General features: G+C 28.3%; 18 protein-coding genes. 2 read left to right on the top strand and 16 right to left on the bottom strand.

Annotated elements, in window-relative coordinates; translation table 11 throughout:
* Nucleotides 1–207 precede the first annotated feature (207 nt).
* From KQI30_RS02955 to KQI30_RS02930, 6 genes are all read right to left on the bottom strand, one after another.
* Entirely contained in the window at nt 208–2,274 is a 2,067-nt protein-coding gene (locus KQI30_RS02955; protein ID WP_216461679.1) for a family 43 glycosylhydrolase, read from the bottom strand.
* Nucleotides 2,275–2,348: 74 nt separating this feature from the next.
* Nucleotides 2,349–4,046: an endo-1,4-beta-xylanase gene (locus KQI30_RS02950; RefSeq protein WP_216461678.1), complete on the bottom strand. Its 1,698-nt coding sequence runs from the start codon at nt 4,044–4,046 to the stop codon at nt 2,349–2,351.
* A gap of 364 nt (nt 4,047–4,410) precedes the next feature.
* On the bottom strand, nt 4,411–4,572 hold the full coding sequence (locus KQI30_RS02945) for a hypothetical protein (protein WP_216461676.1): 162 nt from the start codon (nt 4,570–4,572) through the stop codon (nt 4,411–4,413).
* Between the two features lie 195 nt (nt 4,573–4,767).
* Nucleotides 4,768–5,376, bottom strand: coding sequence for an ABC-2 transporter permease (locus KQI30_RS02940; RefSeq protein ID WP_216461674.1), 609 nt, complete (start codon nt 5,374–5,376; stop codon nt 4,768–4,770).
* Nucleotides 5,376–6,221, bottom strand: coding sequence for an ABC transporter ATP-binding protein (locus KQI30_RS02935; RefSeq protein WP_216461672.1), 846 nt, complete (start codon nt 6,219–6,221; stop codon nt 5,376–5,378). The genes KQI30_RS02940 and KQI30_RS02935 overlap by 1 nt, the downstream gene beginning before the upstream one ends.
* A 1-nt stretch (nt 6,222) precedes the next feature.
* Nucleotides 6,223–6,597 carry a GntR family transcriptional regulator gene (locus KQI30_RS02930; protein ID WP_216461670.1) on the bottom strand — a complete coding sequence of 125 codons (375 nt, stop codon included), beginning with the start codon at nt 6,595–6,597 and terminating at the stop codon, nt 6,223–6,225.
* Between the two features lie 241 nt (nt 6,598–6,838).
* Here KQI30_RS02930 and KQI30_RS02925 point away from each other — a divergent pair, with 241 nt between their 5' ends.
* A complete protein-coding gene (locus tag KQI30_RS02925) occupies nt 6,839–7,738 on the top strand; it encodes a hypothetical protein (protein WP_216461668.1) in 900 nt (299 codons plus the stop codon).
* A gap of 13 nt (nt 7,739–7,751) precedes the next feature.
* Nucleotides 7,752–8,528, top strand: a complete 777-nt coding sequence (locus tag KQI30_RS02920; protein ID WP_216461666.1) for a hypothetical protein — start codon at nt 7,752–7,754, stop codon at nt 8,526–8,528.
* Between the two features lie 89 nt (nt 8,529–8,617).
* On the opposite strand, the gene KQI30_RS02915 is transcribed toward KQI30_RS02920, so the two are convergent.
* The 10 genes from KQI30_RS02915 to KQI30_RS02870 form a co-directional block, all read right to left on the bottom strand.
* The gene (locus KQI30_RS02915; RefSeq protein ID WP_216461665.1) at nt 8,618–9,118 is read right to left on the bottom strand and encodes a GNAT family N-acetyltransferase; all 501 of its coding nucleotides are present in this window, start codon (nt 9,116–9,118) and stop codon (nt 8,618–8,620) included.
* 66 nt (nt 9,119–9,184) lie between these two features.
* Nucleotides 9,185–10,102 carry an AmmeMemoRadiSam system radical SAM enzyme gene (amrS, locus tag KQI30_RS02910; RefSeq protein WP_367397824.1) on the bottom strand — a complete coding sequence of 306 codons (918 nt, stop codon included), beginning with the start codon at nt 10,100–10,102 and terminating at the stop codon, nt 9,185–9,187.
* The gene (amrA, locus tag KQI30_RS02905) at nt 10,083–11,480 is read right to left on the bottom strand and encodes an AmmeMemoRadiSam system protein A (protein WP_216461664.1); all 1,398 of its coding nucleotides are present in this window, start codon (nt 11,478–11,480) and stop codon (nt 10,083–10,085) included. Before amrA ends, amrS begins: the two co-directional genes overlap by 20 nt.
* A 157-nt stretch (nt 11,481–11,637) precedes the next feature.
* On the bottom strand, nt 11,638–12,177 hold the full coding sequence (locus KQI30_RS02900) for a GNAT family N-acetyltransferase (RefSeq protein ID WP_216461663.1): 540 nt from the start codon (nt 12,175–12,177) through the stop codon (nt 11,638–11,640).
* A gap of 53 nt (nt 12,178–12,230) precedes the next feature.
* Nucleotides 12,231–13,304 (bottom strand): hypothetical protein, encoded by a 1,074-nt coding sequence (locus KQI30_RS02895; RefSeq protein WP_216461662.1) that lies wholly within the window; start codon nt 13,302–13,304, stop codon nt 12,231–12,233.
* Nucleotides 13,305–13,406: 102 nt separating this feature from the next.
* Complete coding sequence (locus tag KQI30_RS02890; protein ID WP_216461661.1) at nt 13,407–13,664, bottom strand: TfoX/Sxy family protein; 258 nt, start codon at nt 13,662–13,664, stop codon at nt 13,407–13,409.
* A 26-nt stretch (nt 13,665–13,690) separates the two neighbouring features.
* Nucleotides 13,691–14,011, bottom strand: coding sequence for a hypothetical protein (locus tag KQI30_RS02885; protein ID WP_216461660.1), 321 nt, complete (start codon nt 14,009–14,011; stop codon nt 13,691–13,693).
* A gap of 253 nt (nt 14,012–14,264) precedes the next feature.
* On the bottom strand, nt 14,265–14,687 hold the full coding sequence (locus KQI30_RS02880) for a hypothetical protein (protein WP_216461659.1): 423 nt from the start codon (nt 14,685–14,687) through the stop codon (nt 14,265–14,267).
* A gap of 101 nt (nt 14,688–14,788) precedes the next feature.
* Nucleotides 14,789–16,627: a DUF6020 family protein gene (locus KQI30_RS02875; protein ID WP_216461658.1), complete on the bottom strand. Its 1,839-nt coding sequence runs from the start codon at nt 16,625–16,627 to the stop codon at nt 14,789–14,791.
* A 130-nt stretch (nt 16,628–16,757) separates the two neighbouring features.
* Nucleotides 16,758–19,271, bottom strand: a complete 2,514-nt coding sequence (locus KQI30_RS02870) for a cation-translocating P-type ATPase (protein ID WP_216461657.1) — start codon at nt 19,269–19,271, stop codon at nt 16,758–16,760.
* Nucleotides 19,272–19,290 lie beyond the last annotated feature (19 nt).

The following is a 19,290-nucleotide window of genomic DNA, read 5'->3' as shown; positions in this document are numbered from 1 at the left end:
CTATAGGCAATTGATAACACCTGACCTTGAAAGAAGGATAACCCATATAAGTTTCCTTACATTAGTTATTATATCATAAATATGCCATTTATACCTTTTATCTCATCTAATAATAAATGAAGGTATCGCAAGCAAATTTTCATCTGCTAATGCGACACCTCCTTAAAAAAGACATCTTTTTATTTACTTAAATCAATAACAAACTTCTTAACTAAACTGCCATCCTGCTACATGATATCCTTCACCACGGAATACAAAGTATAGGTCATGTATATTACTTACTGATTTATCTAATGTTACTTCGACCTTTTTATATTGATCTTCATTTGAATCTGATGCAAGAGTTACAGTTAACTTTTTCGCATTTGATCCAAAGTTTACTGATTTTATACCTAACCAATCTCCTGTATTTATAGAATCTATTACCATAGATTTTTGTGAATTAGAATACTTAGTTTTTAATCCACCATTCCATGCCATTGTTGATGCATTAATATATTTGCGTCCATCTAAATTTCCCACACCATTAGTAATTCCATTATATGTGCCTTTAGCACTTAAAGTCTTACTACCTGTATTTACTGATAATTGATCTAATTGTACACAACGATATCCTTTTGTACTACCATAAGCTCTCTTTTCAAGGACTATAGTATGATATAAAATGTAATATTTCCCTTTGAATTCTATTAACTTATGATGATTGTTTCCGCCTAAGCCATTAAATTGAGAACCTGTACTAGCAAATAATTGTCCTTTTTGCTGCCATCCTGACATAGGATTTTTACTAACCATGTAATATATAGATCCTTTATTTACAGAACTTGTGCTAAAATTTGTGCAATATGAGTAATAGTACGTATCCCCAATTTTATTTATTTCACTATCTTCAAATAATCCTGCTGGACTCATTTTTACAGGATTTGATGCAAGACTTACCATATCATTACCTAATTTCACAACTCTAGCTGTACCTGGATTATTTTTATCTTTACCATCAGTTCCACCACCAAAATAAAGATAGCCAGTACCATCATCATCAACTAATACTGCTGGATCAAATAGCCATGGTACTTCTGATCCGGAACATCCTGGCGTACTTCTTGATACTAATGCTGAAGATCTTGGAGATTTCCAAGGACCCGTTGGCGAATCAGCTGTTAATACACCTATTCCGTTAGCACCATTAGCAAAGTATAAGAAAAACTTATATGATCCATTAACCTTCTTTTTACAAATAGATGGTGCCCATGCATTATTTGCCCACTTAGTAACTGCTTTTACATCTATAGAGCCTTCATCTCTCCAGTTAACTAGGTCTTCTGAAGAAATTACCTTTAAAGTATGCGTTGGATAAGAATTATTTTTAACATTCCCATTAGCATCATAAGCAATAACATCTTCTGTGCCATACACATATAATCTACCATTATATTCAACGGCAGTAGGATCTGCCATAAATCCTTGAGTTATTAATGGATTATTTCCTAAGGAACCATTTGATTCCTTAAAACTCTTTGTCAATGACAAATTAGAAGTATTTTTATCTTGTTTCGTTTTTGGAGAATATGGATCTTTAGCACTTGTCGTTGTTTTGAATCCATTTCCCCTTACAGGTACACTACCTATCTTATTCGCTGAACCATTTAATTTATCTACATACACATCAATAGATCCAAGATTATTCTTACTACTTGATGGGTCTGATTCACCTCCAGAACTGTCACTATCAGCAACTTCAAATTTCCATTGTTGATTTTTCTTATCTTTACCTAAAGTATATTGAATTACATTTGTTCCATCTTCTTTCTTAGCTCGCTCAGCATCTAGACCTCTTTTGGAATTACTAACTTTTGTAGCTATAGTATATACATTTTTTGTAGCTGTTGATTTTATTTCAAATTGTTGTGCCTTTCCTGAATAGGCACTATATATTTGTACATTTATGCCATCTTTATCAGTTCCATTTGCAATATCAATCATGTATTCTCCTAAAGCACTTTTTATTGTTACATATCCATTTTCAAGATTCTTTACATACCATTTTTGATTGTTAGCTTTTGTACCTCTTGATATATTTACATTTTGTGCATTTTTCGCTTTACTGTCTTTTACTTGTAAATACTTTTGTGCGTTTACATTCTTTATATAATACCATCCATCAGCTATTGTATTACTTGCTGCAAATGCAGTACTTGGTATATTTCCAATTAACCCTAACATCATAAATGTTACAATTAAATAATTAATAATCTTTTTGAATAATCTATTCATACATACACCTCCCCTTTAAATTTTATTATAAAGTTTCATATAAGTTACAATAATTTTGAAACATATAGGCATATTTAATAATTAGAACTAGCTTCAATTACAGAATAATACGCTTTTTTAGGCTTATTAATATCTGAAAACAATAAAGGATATCCGTTTCTTATCCATGATACATTATCAGATAATCCCCAAAAAGTTATACCAGTAATATTAGCACCATTCTTTTTCTTTCCATTAAGCATTTTCATTAAATCTGAATAATATTTTGCTTGCTCACTTTCCTTGGCATTTATACTATTTCCATCTCCAATTTTGACATCCAATTCAGTAATTTGAATTTCTAGTTTAGCATTTTTAAACTTTTCTACTGCCTCCCCAACATAAGAAACACTTGGCCATGTTAATCCAAGATGACTTTGCATTCCTACACCATCACAAAGAGTTCCATTTGAATTAACAAACTTAATCATATTTACTATCTTATCTGGAATTTGATATGTGTTGTAATCATTATAAAATAGCTTAACTCTATTACGAACTTTGTAATAGTTCAACATATCATTAGCATATGTAAATGATTTTTTAACTAAAGTAGATTTTTCTCCTTCATTTCCATAAATCTTAATCCAGTTAGAATTATTATTTGAACTATGTAGATATTCATTGACGACATCCCATGCATATACAACATCACTGTATTTGCTAGAATGAACATGTGCCATAACATTCTTTATATAATACTCAAGACGCCCATCCATAGTAGACTTGCTTACAAGCCCCTGACTATTTGAAAAATTATTCTTAAAAAACCAATCTGGAGTTTGTGAATGCCATACTAATGTGTGAAATCTAACACTTAAATTGTTATCTTTCGCTATTTGTAAAACTTTATCAATCTTTGCATAATTAATTTCTGGAACATATTGTTCTTTATAACCATCAGGAATTATATAGCCCTTTTTCTTAGCTTCTGCTACGGTTATCTTTGTTGGATTATATCCTAGTAGTGCATCTGGCTTCATTTCGTTTTCCATTGTTATACTATTATAATGTTTCTTAATAAACTCTAATGTCTTACTATCTTGTAATTGATTAAGATTTACTGCACTTCCCACTTTACCATAAGTATTACTATAAGCTCCTTTTAAGCTATCTTTAGAATATACGCTATTATTAGTAGAATTCGAATTATTATTTGAATTGCTATTAGAATTATTGTTATCATTCGAATTATTATCATTAGCTGATTCAAATTTCCATTCCTGATTTTTTTTATTTTTACCTAAAGTATATTGAATTACATTTGTTCCATCTACTTTTTTAGCTCCTGCAGCATCTAAACCTCTTTTACCACTACTAACTTTTGTAGCTATTGTATATACATTTTTTGTAGCTGTAGCTTTTATAGCAAATTGCTGTGCATTTCCTGAATATGCACTATATATTTGTACATTTGTATGATCTTTATTTGTTCCATTAGCAATATCAACCATATATTCGCCTAAAGCACTCTTTATCGTTACATAACCATTACCAAGATTCTTTACATACCACTTCTGATTATTTGCCTTTGTTCCTTTTGATATATTAACATTTTGAGCATTCTTAGCCTTACTATCTTTTACTTGTAAATACTTTTGTGCGTTTACATTCTTTATATAATACCATCCATCAGCTATTGTATTACTTGCTGCAAATACCTTAATTGACAAATTACTAAAAATACCTGTCAACATAAAGATTATTAAAATAAAGTTAATTACCTTTTTCATTCCATTTCCTCCTCATAATTTCATAAACTTTTTCTTAAACACAACTCTTGTTTACTATAGTGTATTATACTAACTCTTCTGTGTAGTTTGTGTGATTTTGTCGTAAATGCACATTTTCTACTCTTAAATGTACTATTTTATTAACTAAAATTAAAAAGATAGGTTAAAAGTAACTAATGACTACTTTTAACCTATCTACCTTTTTATTAATCCCTATTGATACCACGCTTAAGTTAACTATTAAAATATAATAAGCCAACAAAGATTTTTTCTTCATTGACTTATTATAAAATGACTATAAAATTTTTACTTCAACTCTTAACTAATATGTCCATTAACTTGCTATATAAACAATAATCCGTAGCTATTTCTTTCTATTTTGAATACCTGTAAAGATTAAGAAAAATCCAGAAAAAACTAATAAGAAATCTAAAAATTTAATTCCAACCAATAAACCTAAAGCTACAAGAACCACTCCTATTAATATTGATATCTTCCATGGAATTGCATCTATTTTTTCTAACACATTACGTCCCCCCATATAAATTATGTATATCTATTATATAATATTTTGTAACCCTTTTCTACTAAATTTTCTTTACTATCTAGCACCATATACTGATTCATAACACCTTATCTTGGAAGAAAAATAATTCATCTTAAGTTTCCTTACATAATAATTATATCATAAATATATGTTGATTAATTTAGATTATATGCTTTAAAATTCTTTCTTACTATATATCATCTTCGATACTTCTATAGAGCAAATAATAATTACTAACACTATCAATGGTAAAAAATAAAGAAATTTCATTATTACTTCTTCACTTGGCATAGTTATGTTAAACTCTGAAGCAAAAGTTAACAACAATGTAGGAATTACAAATAAGATAACCATAATTATCCTAGCTTTCTCTACGCCATACTTAAATATAAATGGAAAAGCAAATGATATAAATAAAAGACATACTGATATAACTGACATATTAGTTAAAAGCACTTCTTTAATATTTGTTGAAATTAATAGTCCTGCTATTGTTGAAAGAACTCCACCAAGAAGAGAAATACAAATGGTAAGTAAATACCTAGATATTACTATAGTATCTTTTGATATAGGCATAGTTAACGCATATCTTTCCCAGTTTGCTTTTTCATCATAAGAAATTGCAGTCACAGGTATTAGCAGTGTCACCATTGCAATTAACCCTGATAAATAAGATATATCCTTATTTCTAATTCCCATAAAAAACCATAGTGCTATTAAAAAAATATATATTAATCCTTGTTTCTTCAAATTAAGTATATCTTTTAAAAGTAATCCCTTCATTATTCTTCCCCCTTCACAAAATATAACATTATATCTTCAATATTTACTTTATCGGTTATTATGTTATTAGATATCTTTTCCTTCAACGCTAATGCTTCAATTCCAAATCTACTTTTTCTTCTTCCGATGATAGCAGATTTATCTATAGTTGAATATTCAGCCTCTGAGCACTTAATAATTGTATATTTATCTAATAACTCATCCTTAATTTCACTTAATATAATTTTTCCATTATGAATAAATGTAATATAATCACAAATTTTTTCAAGGTCACTTATGATGTGAGATGATATAAAAATGCTGTGGCTTTCATCTTGAATAAAATCTAAAAAAACATCAAGAATTTCATCACGAACAATAGGATCAAGACCGCTAGTGGCTTCATCTAATATTAACAATTTGCTATCATGAGAAAGAGCAACGGCAATAGATAACTTCATTTTCATTCCTCGGGAATATTCTTTCACTGGCTTTTTTAATGATAATGCAAACTTATCTAAATACTTCATATATTTTGTTCTATTCCAAGTTTTATAACAATTATTCATTACTTTATCTATTTCTTTAGCATTTAAATTTTCTGGAAAACTACATTCATCCATTACCACACCTATATGCTCTTTTAGTTTTTGATTTCTAGATAAATTAGTTTGTCCAAATATTGTTACTTCTCCACTATCTTTCTTTATCAAATCTAGAATTGCTTTAATTGTTGTACTTTTACCTGCTCCATTTTCACCAATAAACCCCATAATACATCCTGCTGGAAGAGTAATATTAATATTATCCAATTCAAACTCAGGATAATGCTTTGATAAATTTTTTACTTCTAATGCATTTTCCATACTAATCCTCCTCATAAATAATTGAAATCATTTCTATTAAATCCTGCAATGATAAATTACATCCCTTGGAAAGTTCAATAATACTTTGCATATGTTCTTCAATTTTTCTCAAATTATCTTCTCTAATAAATTCTGTATTTTTCCCCGATACAAAACTTCCTTTTCCTGTGATAGAAGTTATAAATCCATCTCTTTCTAGTTCTTCATAAGCACGCTTCGTCGTTATTACACTGATTCGTAATTCTTTTGCCAATAGCCTCATAGATGGCAATGGATCTCCTTCTTTTAATTCTCCAGATATAATTTTTGATTTTATTTCTGTGTAAATTTGATCGTATATTGGTTTACCACTAGAATTGCTAATTATAATATCCACAGCTTTTTCTCCTTTATATATATTGTATATATTCAATATATACAATATAAACTTTCTTGTCAAGGCCACTTATATAAAGAAATCTCTGTATGACTTATTATCCTACAGAGATTTTGCTCATTTTAATTAAACTCTATTTTGTATAATTGATAGCATATCACTTTTATTTTTCTATATATATGTTATATAATTAATTGCATCTATTTACAATAATTACCATAAATCTGAAAGGATGATATTTTTGAAAAGAATACTTACTATATTTTTTATAATTACTTTTACTATTTTACTTAATGGTTGTTTTAACAATGGAAACTTAGATGAAGGAGAATGTATAGGTCATGTTACCTTAGAAAACATTCCTGATAAGCTTCTTAATGAAAAAAAGGATTATGATACTGTCATATCTATTGGTTTAGAAAACGTTATAAGTAAAAGATCCTATACGATACGATTAACAAAGGATAACTCTTTTTATCAGAAATTAAGTATTCCGGCTGGAACTTATTCAGTTAATTCAACATATTTTTATTCTAGAAACTACAAAAACGTAGAAGTTGCTTCTAGAGCTAAAAAAGTAACTTTTACTAAAGATAATGAAAGTTTCATAAATGTATACCTTCTTAATGGTGATAATTTAGTTAATCTATCAACAAAAGAAACTCCTTCTGATAAGATACTTAATTGTGATAAATTCTCAAATATGATGCAAGTTAATGGTAAAATTTTTTCTATGTTTGATATCTTAAATTATATTCATTTTAATTGTGATAAAAATATTTCACCTCATGAAGAAGTGACCTTATATACTGAAGATCATACTATATCCGTTACTCTCTTTAATGCTGAGGATTATCCACAATATTGGAATCAATGCAAGGTGAAATCAATATCAGCAAGAAGAAATAATGTAGTTTTTAGCGGTGGTTTAAATGTTGATATGACTATACCAGAAATTGTTCATGCAAAAAAAGGTATCTATGGGAAACCCGATAAACTTAGCGGAAATATCTTTTGGAATTCCGATTTAAGTTCAACAAGAATAATTTATAACGATAGTAATACAGGTAATTCAATAACCATAAATGCAAATACTTCGAATTATATAGCAAACATTACATTTGACTTTCAACAATTCTAATGAGGAGGCTATTATGAATATTCCATTAAAAATTATTAAAATAAATATACTATCTTTAGTTGCTATACCATTTTTACTAATTAGTGCTATAACGAAAATAGTTGTAACAATTGTAGAAAACCTTCTTCTAATTATTGGTATAGCAGTTTTAACACTGGTTACAGCCTTCGTTTTTGAATTTTTAAGAAATCCTGGTACAATACTACGATTCCTTATCTTTATTGCAATTTTTATTGTTATTGCAGCTATATTTATATATATAATGTCAATTATATTCACAATGTTAGTTGGAATCTTTTCCATGATAACATCATTTTTATTACAAGTGCTCGAATTTATATCCGATATAACCGCCACCATATATGGTAAAATAGTTTCTATTTGTTCTTATGATTACAACATAATTTATAAAAATTACGGAAGTAAAATAAAAAGCAATTCTTTCTGCTTTTGCTATACCATAACATATATATTAAATAAGCTAATTATATTCATTCTATATAACTCTATCTTTATATTTATTCTAGGCGCAATAGTAACATTTATTACCCCTATTATTCTAATTGCCTCTAAAATAAATAAAGATTTTGGTATTAATCTATTCAGCTTCTTGCAACTATTTCATTGGTATACATTACTATATGGAATTGTAATATACATTATTGCACTAGGTGGTTTATCACTAATAATAGTAAAGCTTGGTATAGATGTATCAAAACGGATTGAAGAATTTAAAGATTTAATAGATGACTATACTGAAGAATTGAGTGCTACTATCGATGTATCATAAACTTGCAAATTTAAATAATCTAAAGCTAATAAATTTCAAACCTCTGTTTGAGAAAAGAGGTATAGCTACTTACCGTACCTATACCTCTCTTATCTCCTAATTTCCTTTTCTAAAATATATTTAGAATCATATTTATTCATAGGATTTTCAATTTTTACAACATGAAATCCGCACTTATTAACATAAAAATTATGATTTCTTGTAGAAAAACCTGGTGTTTCAGTACGCCATATAATAGTATCTGGATACTGACTTTCAACAAACTTCCAAATCTCTTGACCTATTCCTTTGTTTTGCACCTTAGGATCTATAAATATATTACCTAAAAAGTTTTGATGTGTCTCATTATTTATCCATAGGATAATGCAACCTATTACTTCATTATTCAAAGAGATTTTATAGGCAGTGGAATCCTTATGTAACCCAAACTTTTTAAGAAGCTCTCCATTATCGTATCCCTCAGGTCCACCTTCTAATTCATTTAGGTGAATTTTTGTATCTTCATCAAATGCTCTTTTCATTATTGGAGTTAATATCTCAATATCTTTTTCCTCTAAAATTTCAAACGTTAGTTCATTAAATCTTTTCATAATACACTCAACCCTTACATATTATTTTGTTATATTGTACCATAAAGAAAAAGATAGATGTAAAATCTATCCTTCAACACAATATTTGTACTCTTCTTCACTTAAATTTCCTAAATATATATTATCTAAATATTTTTTTAGTAACTTATAACTTTTTCTCATCTCTTCTAATGGTGTTGGTGGTTCCTCCATCTTGTATCTTGGAAAATATCTTGAAACATGTAGAGGTATTGATTTGTCTATAGAACTTAAAAACTTAGCTATTTCTAATAATGTTTCATCATCAGTATTTTCTTTTGGTAATAACAAAGTAGTTACTTCTATATGCTTTTCATAATCATTAGCTATCTTTATCGTTCTTTTCACTTCTTCTATAGAACCAAAGCAAAGTCTTCTATAATAACTATCATCACCTTTTAAATCTATATTTAATGCATCTATATATGGTAATAATTCTTTTAAAGGCTCTTCACTAATATATCCATTAGAAACTAATACAATTTTATGATTTTTATCAATGGACTTTATTGTTTTCGCTACATCTAATACATATTCAAACCATATAGATGGTTCATTATAAGTAAAAGCTAATCCAATATTATCTTTAATATTTAATGACATCTCTGCCATTTCTTCAGGTGAAATATACTTACTTTCAGCCCTATATTGAGATATACTATAGTTCTGACAAAATGAACATTTAAAATTACAACCAAAGGATCCAACTGACAATATTTTACTTCCTGGATAAAACTGATACAGTGGCTTCTTTTCTATAGGATCTATAGCTATTGATGTAACTTCGCCATAATTTAAGGAATATAATTTAAGTAATCCATCGTCATCTTTATTTGCCTCCCTAACATTACAAGCTCCTCTATGTCCCTCTCTTATAAGACAATTATGTGGACATAAGCTACATCTAATCTTTCCATTTTCCTCTCTATAATATAATGCTTCTTTCCTAGTCATCTTCCACTTCACTAAACCTCTCTACCATGAATCTTTCCAATGTATATTCTTCATTTGGTAGTATATTACCTTTGCTAATAGCAATTTCTACTTGCTTCTCCTTAGTATCTATCCCTTCTAGATTTGGTAAAAGTAATCCCTTTTTATTGCCACTTGTTACAATTACTCCATATTTTGATGGATCTAATTTATCAAAAGTTGTTTTCTCTGGAGTATATAATAAATCTACTGATATATCTACCTGTTGCAGTTCTTCTTCTGTCAATGGATGAAATCTTGGATCATCAAGGGCAGCGCTAAGGGAATTTCTAATTATTTCTTCTCCAACACAACTAGTAACGGGATAAATAGTTCCTATACAACCTCTAAGTTCACCATTTATTTTTAATGAAACAAAGACACCTTTTTTATCACTTAATAGTCCTTCATCTTTTATATCATTGATATCAACAATAGTTCCATTAGTGAAATATCTATCTAAATTTAATCTAGCAAGAGATGTATATATATTGCCACCTTTTAATCTTTCTTTATGCTTACTTTTTCTTTCTACCATTAATTCATCAAGTAAGTTTCCACTACCTTCACTAAACTGAAAAATGGAATATCCAACGCCAAAATTACCTTCATAACTAAAAAACTTGCTATTAACAGTAGAAGTATTTATTATTCCAGCTAAAATATATAATGATCTTAATCCACATTGACCGGCTTCTGTAATAAGTTTTTTATCTATGTTAAAAATATCTTTCATTTTCCCCTCTGATAATATTTTTATAAGTAAATTGTCAAATTCTCTACCATGAGGATTATATGGATATGGTCCATTTTCTATAAGTGTATGAGATAAATCACCTGATGCTATAACTGCTACTTTTTTATCTAATTTTTCAATTGCAGTTCTTATTGATATTCCAAATTTCAAAAGCTCTATTGGTGACAACATACCATAAGTTATATGAACCAACTTATGATTTCTTTTTTTATCAGCATAATATAATGGAACCATAGCACCATGATCAAGATTTAAATCTATATTGTACAATTTTGATGTTTTTTCATCTATAGATGCCACAGCTATTTTATTCTCCGAAGCAACTTCTATAATCTCCTTTGTCAAGGCTAAATCTATATCATAGGTCAACGTCACCTCTGGAGCCTCAAAATTACTGAAATCACCACTAATTGTATCTGTATTAATCATTGCAACGGCATCTCTAAATACTGTACCATGAGGAGTAATTATAACTATAGTCTCTGCATCACTTTGCTCTATTATATCCCCTACCTTTCTACAGCTTTCTATAGTTTTACTAACTTCTTTTTCTGCACCTTTTCCCACTTCAGGAATTATTATCGGCGGATGTGGCATTAAAAAATAATCTATCATCTTATCACCTCGTCATTATTTCCACAATTAAGTTAATCTCTACTTTTTAATTAAAAATTATCCTTATTAGTATATCCTATGAATAATTTAATATAAAAAAAGATAGCATTAAAACTATCTTTCGTCTATCTTTAAGTTATATGACACAAACCATATTTTACATCAAAATATATTCTAGCTGACAATCACAAGGCTCGTCTTCTACTAACTTTTTATTATATTCAATAGCTTCAACACAGCCAACAGCTTTGTAAAACTTTTGTGACTCCTCAGATGAATGAGAAGAAATATATAGTTTCTTAGCACCTAGATCTTTAGCTCCATCACAAGCTATAGAAAATAACTGCTTTCCTATACCATTGCCTCTATATTCATATGATGTATGTAAACTGGATAATTGTAAATACTGATTTTCACTTCCGAAAAATTTATTTTCAACAGATGCAAACCCCACTAAAGAACAATCACAAAATGCTCCCAATACTACTCCACCAGTTTCAATTGTATTAATTAGACATTTTACTAAGAAATTGTACTCATTTTCTCCCCATTGCTCTATAAATGAAATATCCTTTAAAATCCATTTATTATTCTCTTTTCTCCAGCATTTTTTAACTTCTTGATATCTATTAAAATCGCTAAATAATGATAGTTTAATATCTTCTTTATTAAGTTTTTTATACACTACTTTTTCCAAAATTCATACCACCTATTAATATTATTCATAATTATACTAGTTCATAAAGTACCTCATTTATCTATTGGAAAACCAACTCCAAAAGCTGTTCCCAAGGATATACAAACAGAGTTTGGATACTCCGAAAATGCAGCTGCCATTGCTGTTCCATCATGAACCATAGTTATTTTATATTCTGTTCCTAATTTCTTATATAAAACTTCTTTCAAATGCTTCTCATAATTATCAGCAATTAGTCTTAGTTTGCCATAGCCGCCTCTATTTTTAAGTTTTCCATTTTCCACATAATTAGCTATACTTATTACTATTTCTTTACCTAATTCATAATTATTTTCCATGCAAAACTGAATTGTATTAGTAATACAATCTACTATATACTGATCCTCTTTTTTAGCTTCAACTTCTTCCTCTAATTTAGTATTAAACTCCCATGTAACATACTTAGATTTTATCTTTTCTAATGTATGAACTTCATTAATACCACTTTTATCAACACTTATTATGCTTCTTTTTATGAAGCTTTGTCCAAAATCCAAAGCTAAATTATATTTATTATCTTCTATAGTAGTAATATATTTTGATAACCCTCTAATGGCTGCTTCTGCTGGATTCTCTACCAAAATAATATTATAGCCTTCTTTTTCCAATTTAAAAACTTCATTTATAGCATCTTTTAGTATCTTTCCAAATTTATTATTGGCAAGACCTCCCACCAAAATAACATTTTCTATCTTAGACCAGTACTGCCAATGTTCATCTTGCCAATCTATCCTCTTTAACCTATTTTCTTTTTCACCTTTCTTTAATGTTAGTAAAATCACTCCTAGTCGTCTTCCAAATAACTTTAAAATATTTATAGCTAACTCTCTAATCGATTCATTATTACTTTCTAAACAACTTGTAAAATTTTGTGGTAATTTAGCTTCCTCTATACTTTGTAAATCTAATCCTAATTCTTTGCTGTTTTTCTTAATTTCTTCTATAAACAACTTTGTTGAAAATAATTCTAAAGCAGATTTTCCTTTAATATCTTCATCTACTATATGTTCTGGTACCTTTTCTATTATAAGTTTATTTATTGACACATTAGGAGATAAAAAATTATCTTTTATAAAAGGATTTTGCATATTATATTCCCCCTCTAAAATATCCTAGATAAATAATACTTATATAAATTATATCCAAAAAATATAGAATTATAAACTCAAATCCACCTTATATCTTTCTTCTTAAAGTTTTTCATTATTATAAAATTCTCTAAGTTCATTTTTCTTATCTTGAGATAAACAACTCTTTTTAATACCCTCTATAGCACCTTCTAAAGCATATAATCTATGTATACATGCCGAAGGATCTATTGATTTTATTCTAAGCCATGCTTCCTTACTACCTATAGATTTAAGCTCTTCATATGATGTAATTCCAACTTCATTTAGTTGTTCTTCTAATACCTTTCCAATATTATTTAATTTTAATAAGTCACCCATCCCTGTTTCTCCTTCACCTAAATTTATTATTTTAACAGCATTGATTGATATAATATATTTCCAATAGCAGTAGAAATACATGTAATACACATAATATAAATTACCTTAGAGCTAATCTTAGATATACTTTTTACTTTGTATACCGAAATAACTATGATTACTATTACTACAATACTAAAAAATAATTTTGTAAAGTCATTAGCATCTATTACTCCTCTACAAATATCATCTGTTGAGCAACTACATCCCAAAATATTAATTAGTACTGTTTCATTCAATATTCTGTATGGTATATATAATATCGGTAGAATTGCTAATTGCCAAAATAATTTCACAACCTTTCGCATTATCTATACCCCCATATACAACCCTTTACCATATCATAATACAAAAGTCTCAGTACTACTGTCTTATTTACGAACGCTTTCATCTATAAAATCCACTGCTTCATTTTTCTTCTAAATACTTAACATTACAAAATTCCGAATTAAACTCATTACTTCCTATACTCATAATTATTACCTCCAATATAAAAGTATAGACTAGCTTCATTTTAAATCCACTAGTCTTTTTTAATCTATTTTGTCATATTAATTTATCTTAACTTTCCCTATTACTTAAATAGTTTTTGTACCATTCTCTACCTGAGTTCCATTGAACATTGTTGCCATCTTCTCCTAGAATGTCACAACAAGCTACTGCCATAATATATTCTTTTAACCCATCTTCATTACTTTTATTAAATTCATTAAGCATATATTCTAAAGCACCCTCACTGGAAACAATATCAGCATATTCTTTCTTATTATTTGATATATATTCATATGGATTTGATGCTAATTGCACATTAATATTACTTGTGCTAATAATTTTACTTAAGTTTTTTTCTACAATACTATTTTTTGTCTCATTACTCTTTTTACACCCCACTAATGTAAGGAGCAAAATAAACATTAAACAAAATATACTCATTTCATTAAATTTCTTTTTAATTTTTGATCCCTCCTGAAATAATCGTTTCATACTTAGAATTATAACACACGTTCCATATTTTTACATAGAATTTCTATTATTAAAAAAATAAAAGACAAGCCCTAGTAACTATAGGTACTTGTCCTTATTTTTTAAAGTTTATTTTTAGATAATGAATTTAATAATAACGGTACTAAAGCACAATTTGCAAAAATATATGGCATAGCATATCTAAAATAAGTATTTGCCGGTGATGCAATACAAATCAATACTGATGCATATAACGGCATTAACACTATAAGATATTCATTCTTTTTAAATATAATAAGATATACTCCCATCACTAACAAAATCCATATGCCAAATCCAATATTTGATATTAATCCTATAAACGGTATATGAGGAAATATTCCTTGATATACTACTAAGTTATCCCTTAATCCTTGTAAATCATTATAACTGTAATCAACTAAATTGTCTTTTGTTACTCTTGAATCATACTTATGGTAAGTATACCACTTTATAGCATTAGGATAGAAATACCCATAAGTATTGTTTATTGTTGCTTCAACATAGGTCCCTGGATGATTTTTTAATCCTCTATACCAAGCTTTAAAATATTCTTTTAAATCTTCACTGGTAGCATATTTATTATATTTATTTTTAACTGGATCAGAAAGTTCTGGCTGATACCTCTCTGCTATAGTATCATAAACCAAAATTTTATCTATCGCCTTTTTATCTTCTTCTGATACCTCATCTCCATGTTCTTTTACATATCTCGCTGTTTGCTGAAATGGTATAGATAACATTTCTCTAATACTACCACTGGTAATTTTAAAATAAGGTAATATAACCTTAGAATAACACGTTGTTAACGACATAAATATTACCAATATTGTTATAGTTTTAGCCATATTCTTTTTACTATAAAAAATTATGAATGGAAAAGATAAAAGTATTACATATATCCCATTATTTCTAAACAATGAAATTAATAACAATAAAAAAATTATAGCTATAGCTTTAATATTGGAAAGTTTCTTCTCTTTATTGAAGGTTACAAAATCATAAAGAAATATTACATACAAAACCATAAACGAGGTATAAATAGTATCTTTCACTGCTGACATAGCATAAAGCGGGAACATCGGTACTAAGGAATATATCATTAAAAGAATTAATCTAACCTTAAGGGATATTTTTACTTTCTTAAGATATTTTATAGTATAAGCTAACGTTGATGATAATATTCCAATTTGAATTATGGAGTATATAAATAATCCAAAATTATCACTACCAAATAACCTTCCTAAATTTATACATCCACCTAACAATAATGTATGAACTACAGGATGGTGATTAGTAAGATTAACATTTTCATCTAGCTTTATTACACCTTCTGCATATTTCGTATCAACATTATAAAACTGCCTAATTTGAAAACTAGGATCTGGTGACAAAATCACTGGATAAAAAGCTATTATATAAACAAGCCAAAATGTAATCATAATTATAATACTTGATAAAAACGGCTTTTCATCAATGAACTTTAATATTCCTTTTAATTTTCCCATAGTTTCTAATTTGAAATCTTCAACTCTTATATTCTGTATTTTAATATTTATAAAGTAAAAAATTCTTTTAAAAAACTCATAAAATCCAATATATATAATTATTGAAATTAAAAACATTCTTAAGCTTCCAAATACCAACTGCCAAGAATTTGTCTTTTCATAACTAAATCCCAATGTCATGAATATAGAAAAAATCATTGATAGAATCTTTTGTAATATATTAATATTATATCCTCTTGATCTTTTGTAAAATAAAATTAACATACCACTGATAATGCAAACAGTCATTAGCCCCACTCTAAAAGGATTCTGAATTTTGGTTAAATCTAAATAAAACTTTTCTGGGTCTAAACAAATTGCTATCGTAGTAAATAACACCATTGTATACATTATTATTTTGTCTTTTAACTTCATAGTATCATTCTCCACAAAATTCCATATAAAATCTACCTTTACTATTGTATCAGATTATTGTTAAGATTTATATTAACATTTCTTAATATTTTATGAAGAAATATAGTCAATCTACAAAATTAAATTTGTATTACCTATTTTTAATAAACTTTATTATCTCATACCACATAATAGAGAAGATTGATATTACTAATGCAATTACTACTTCACTTATAGTTAATGGTGCTAATTTCAATATTAAAGATATAGGTGTATAGAAAAGTATCACAATGGAAGCTATTGTTATCACAATAACACTCCATATTACTTTATCCTTTCTAAGTTTAATAAATGACTTATATGCATATTCCGTATTAGAACTATTTACTTGAACTAAAAGTAAATTTGAAATCATTATTATTAGAATAGCCATTGACCTTGCTACCTCAACTGGAGCATTATATCTCATTAAATAAATATAATATATACCAAAAGAAGCAATAAAGAGAACAATACCTTGTACTATACTCTTAAAAAGTAATTTTGCTGTTAAGATATTCTCACTAGAATTTCGTGGTGTCCGTTCCATTATGGAATCTTCTGCTGGTTGCCTTTCAAAAACAATTGAACAGGTTGGATCTATTATTAATTCCAGTAATACTATGTGAACTGGCAATAACAATAGCTGATTAGAACTAATATCAAGTAATGGCGCTAAAAGCGATGATAACGCTATTGGTATATGAATAGTAAATACATATCCTATTGCTTTTTTGATATTGTCATATATTCTTCTACCATCCTTTACTGTATAAACTATAGTAGAAAAATTATCATCTAATAATACCAAATCTGCTGCTTCCCTAGATACTTCAGAACCACGTTTTCCCATAGCTATACCAATGTCTGCTTTTTTTAAAGCCGCTGCATCATTAACACCATCACCTGTCATTGCTACAATTTCTCCATTATCCTGAAACGCTTTAACAATTCTCCTTTTATGCTCTGGTATAACTCTTGAAAATATACTTACACCTTTAACCTTTTCTTTAAGTTCTTCATCACTTAATTTATCAATCATTTCCCCTGTAATTATATTCTCGTTACCAGCGATACCTACTTCTTTTGCAATAGCACTTGCCGTCATTCCATTATCACCAGTTATCATTACGACTTTAATACCAGCATTAGCACAATTTTTAATATCTTCTTTTACAGTGTCCCTTGGAGGATCTTGTAATGCTACAAGACCTAAAAAGTCTAAAGAGCATCCTTCTAAATTTTTAGGTATATCACTTTCATTTTCTATTATCATTTTTGCCACTGCTATAACTCTTAGACCTCTTTTTGACATTTCTCTCATCTTACTACTTACGCTTTTTCTTACCTTATTATCTAAATTGCACAATGCCATTATTCTTTCTGGTGACCCTTTAGCCGCAATGATAATATGTCTATGTTTTTTCCAAACATGTCCCATCATTTTGCTCTCATTAGTAAAAGAATATTCCTTCACTAATGTTCCACTAAAAAGCATATCCTTTGTAATATGATTTCTTTCACAATACTCTATCATCGCCTGCTCCATAGGATCATAAGGATCTATTTCACACGCCATTCCCATAGCTTTATTAAAATCTTCTATATCAGTATTAAGAGTCCATATATCTTTTACTTTCATTTTATTCATTGTTATTGTACCAGTCTTATCTACGCAAAGCACAGATACAGCTCCTAATGTTTCCACTGATGGCAATTTTTTAACTAAAGAATTTTTCTTTGCTAATCTCCATGCTCCCATAGATAAAACTACTGTTAATATAACTGGAAATTCTTCTGGTATCATAGCCATTGCTAAAGTAATAGCTGATAATATACTTTCTATCAACCTATCTTTGAAATTACATTCTATTAAATTCATATAGGTAATTATAACTACTAACATAAACAAAAAAACAGCTATATATGCACAAACTTTAACTAATACTGCCACTTGTTTTTTTAACGGTGTTATTTTCTCTTGTGTTTCCGATACGCTTTTCCCTATCTTCCCATACTCTGTTTCAACACCAATCTTATCTACCTTAATAACACCACTACCTTGAGTAACCAATGTCCCTGCATAACAATAATTTTTCTTTAAATATTCATCGTTACTATTAGTGATTACATCTTTCCATACATTTATTGGTTCTCCTGTTAATGATGATTCATCTATACAAAGATCATTAGCCTTAATAATATACCCATCAGCTGGTACTTTCACACCTTCAGAGATAATCACAAAATCCCCAGGGACTAAATCTTCACTTACGATATCAGTTTCTACCCCATCTCTAATGACGGTAACCTGTGGAGCAGATAAATCTCTAAGAGCCTTTAGCGTTTCATCTGTTTTCCATTCTTGTACAACATCAATGGTAATAACAGCTACTACAAATATCAACATTACTATTCCATCTCTTGGTTCCCCAAGAACAAAATAAATCATTGCAGCTACCAATAATAATAAAAACATTGGTTCTCTTAATACCTCTAGGATTTTAACAATAAAATTCTCTTTCTTTTCTGGTACAATATTATTTTTTCCATACCTTTCTTGCAATAACTTAGCTTCATTACTAGTTAAACCAATAATTTCTACTGATTTTTTTAGATTTTGCATAAAAGTTACCTCCATCTTT

Source organism: Clostridium bornimense (genome assembly GCF_018917145.1).
Classification (GTDB): Bacteria; Bacillota; Clostridia; order Clostridiales; family Clostridiaceae; genus Clostridium_AN; species Clostridium_AN bornimense_A.
This window is presented reverse-complemented; position numbering and strand designations above follow the sequence as displayed.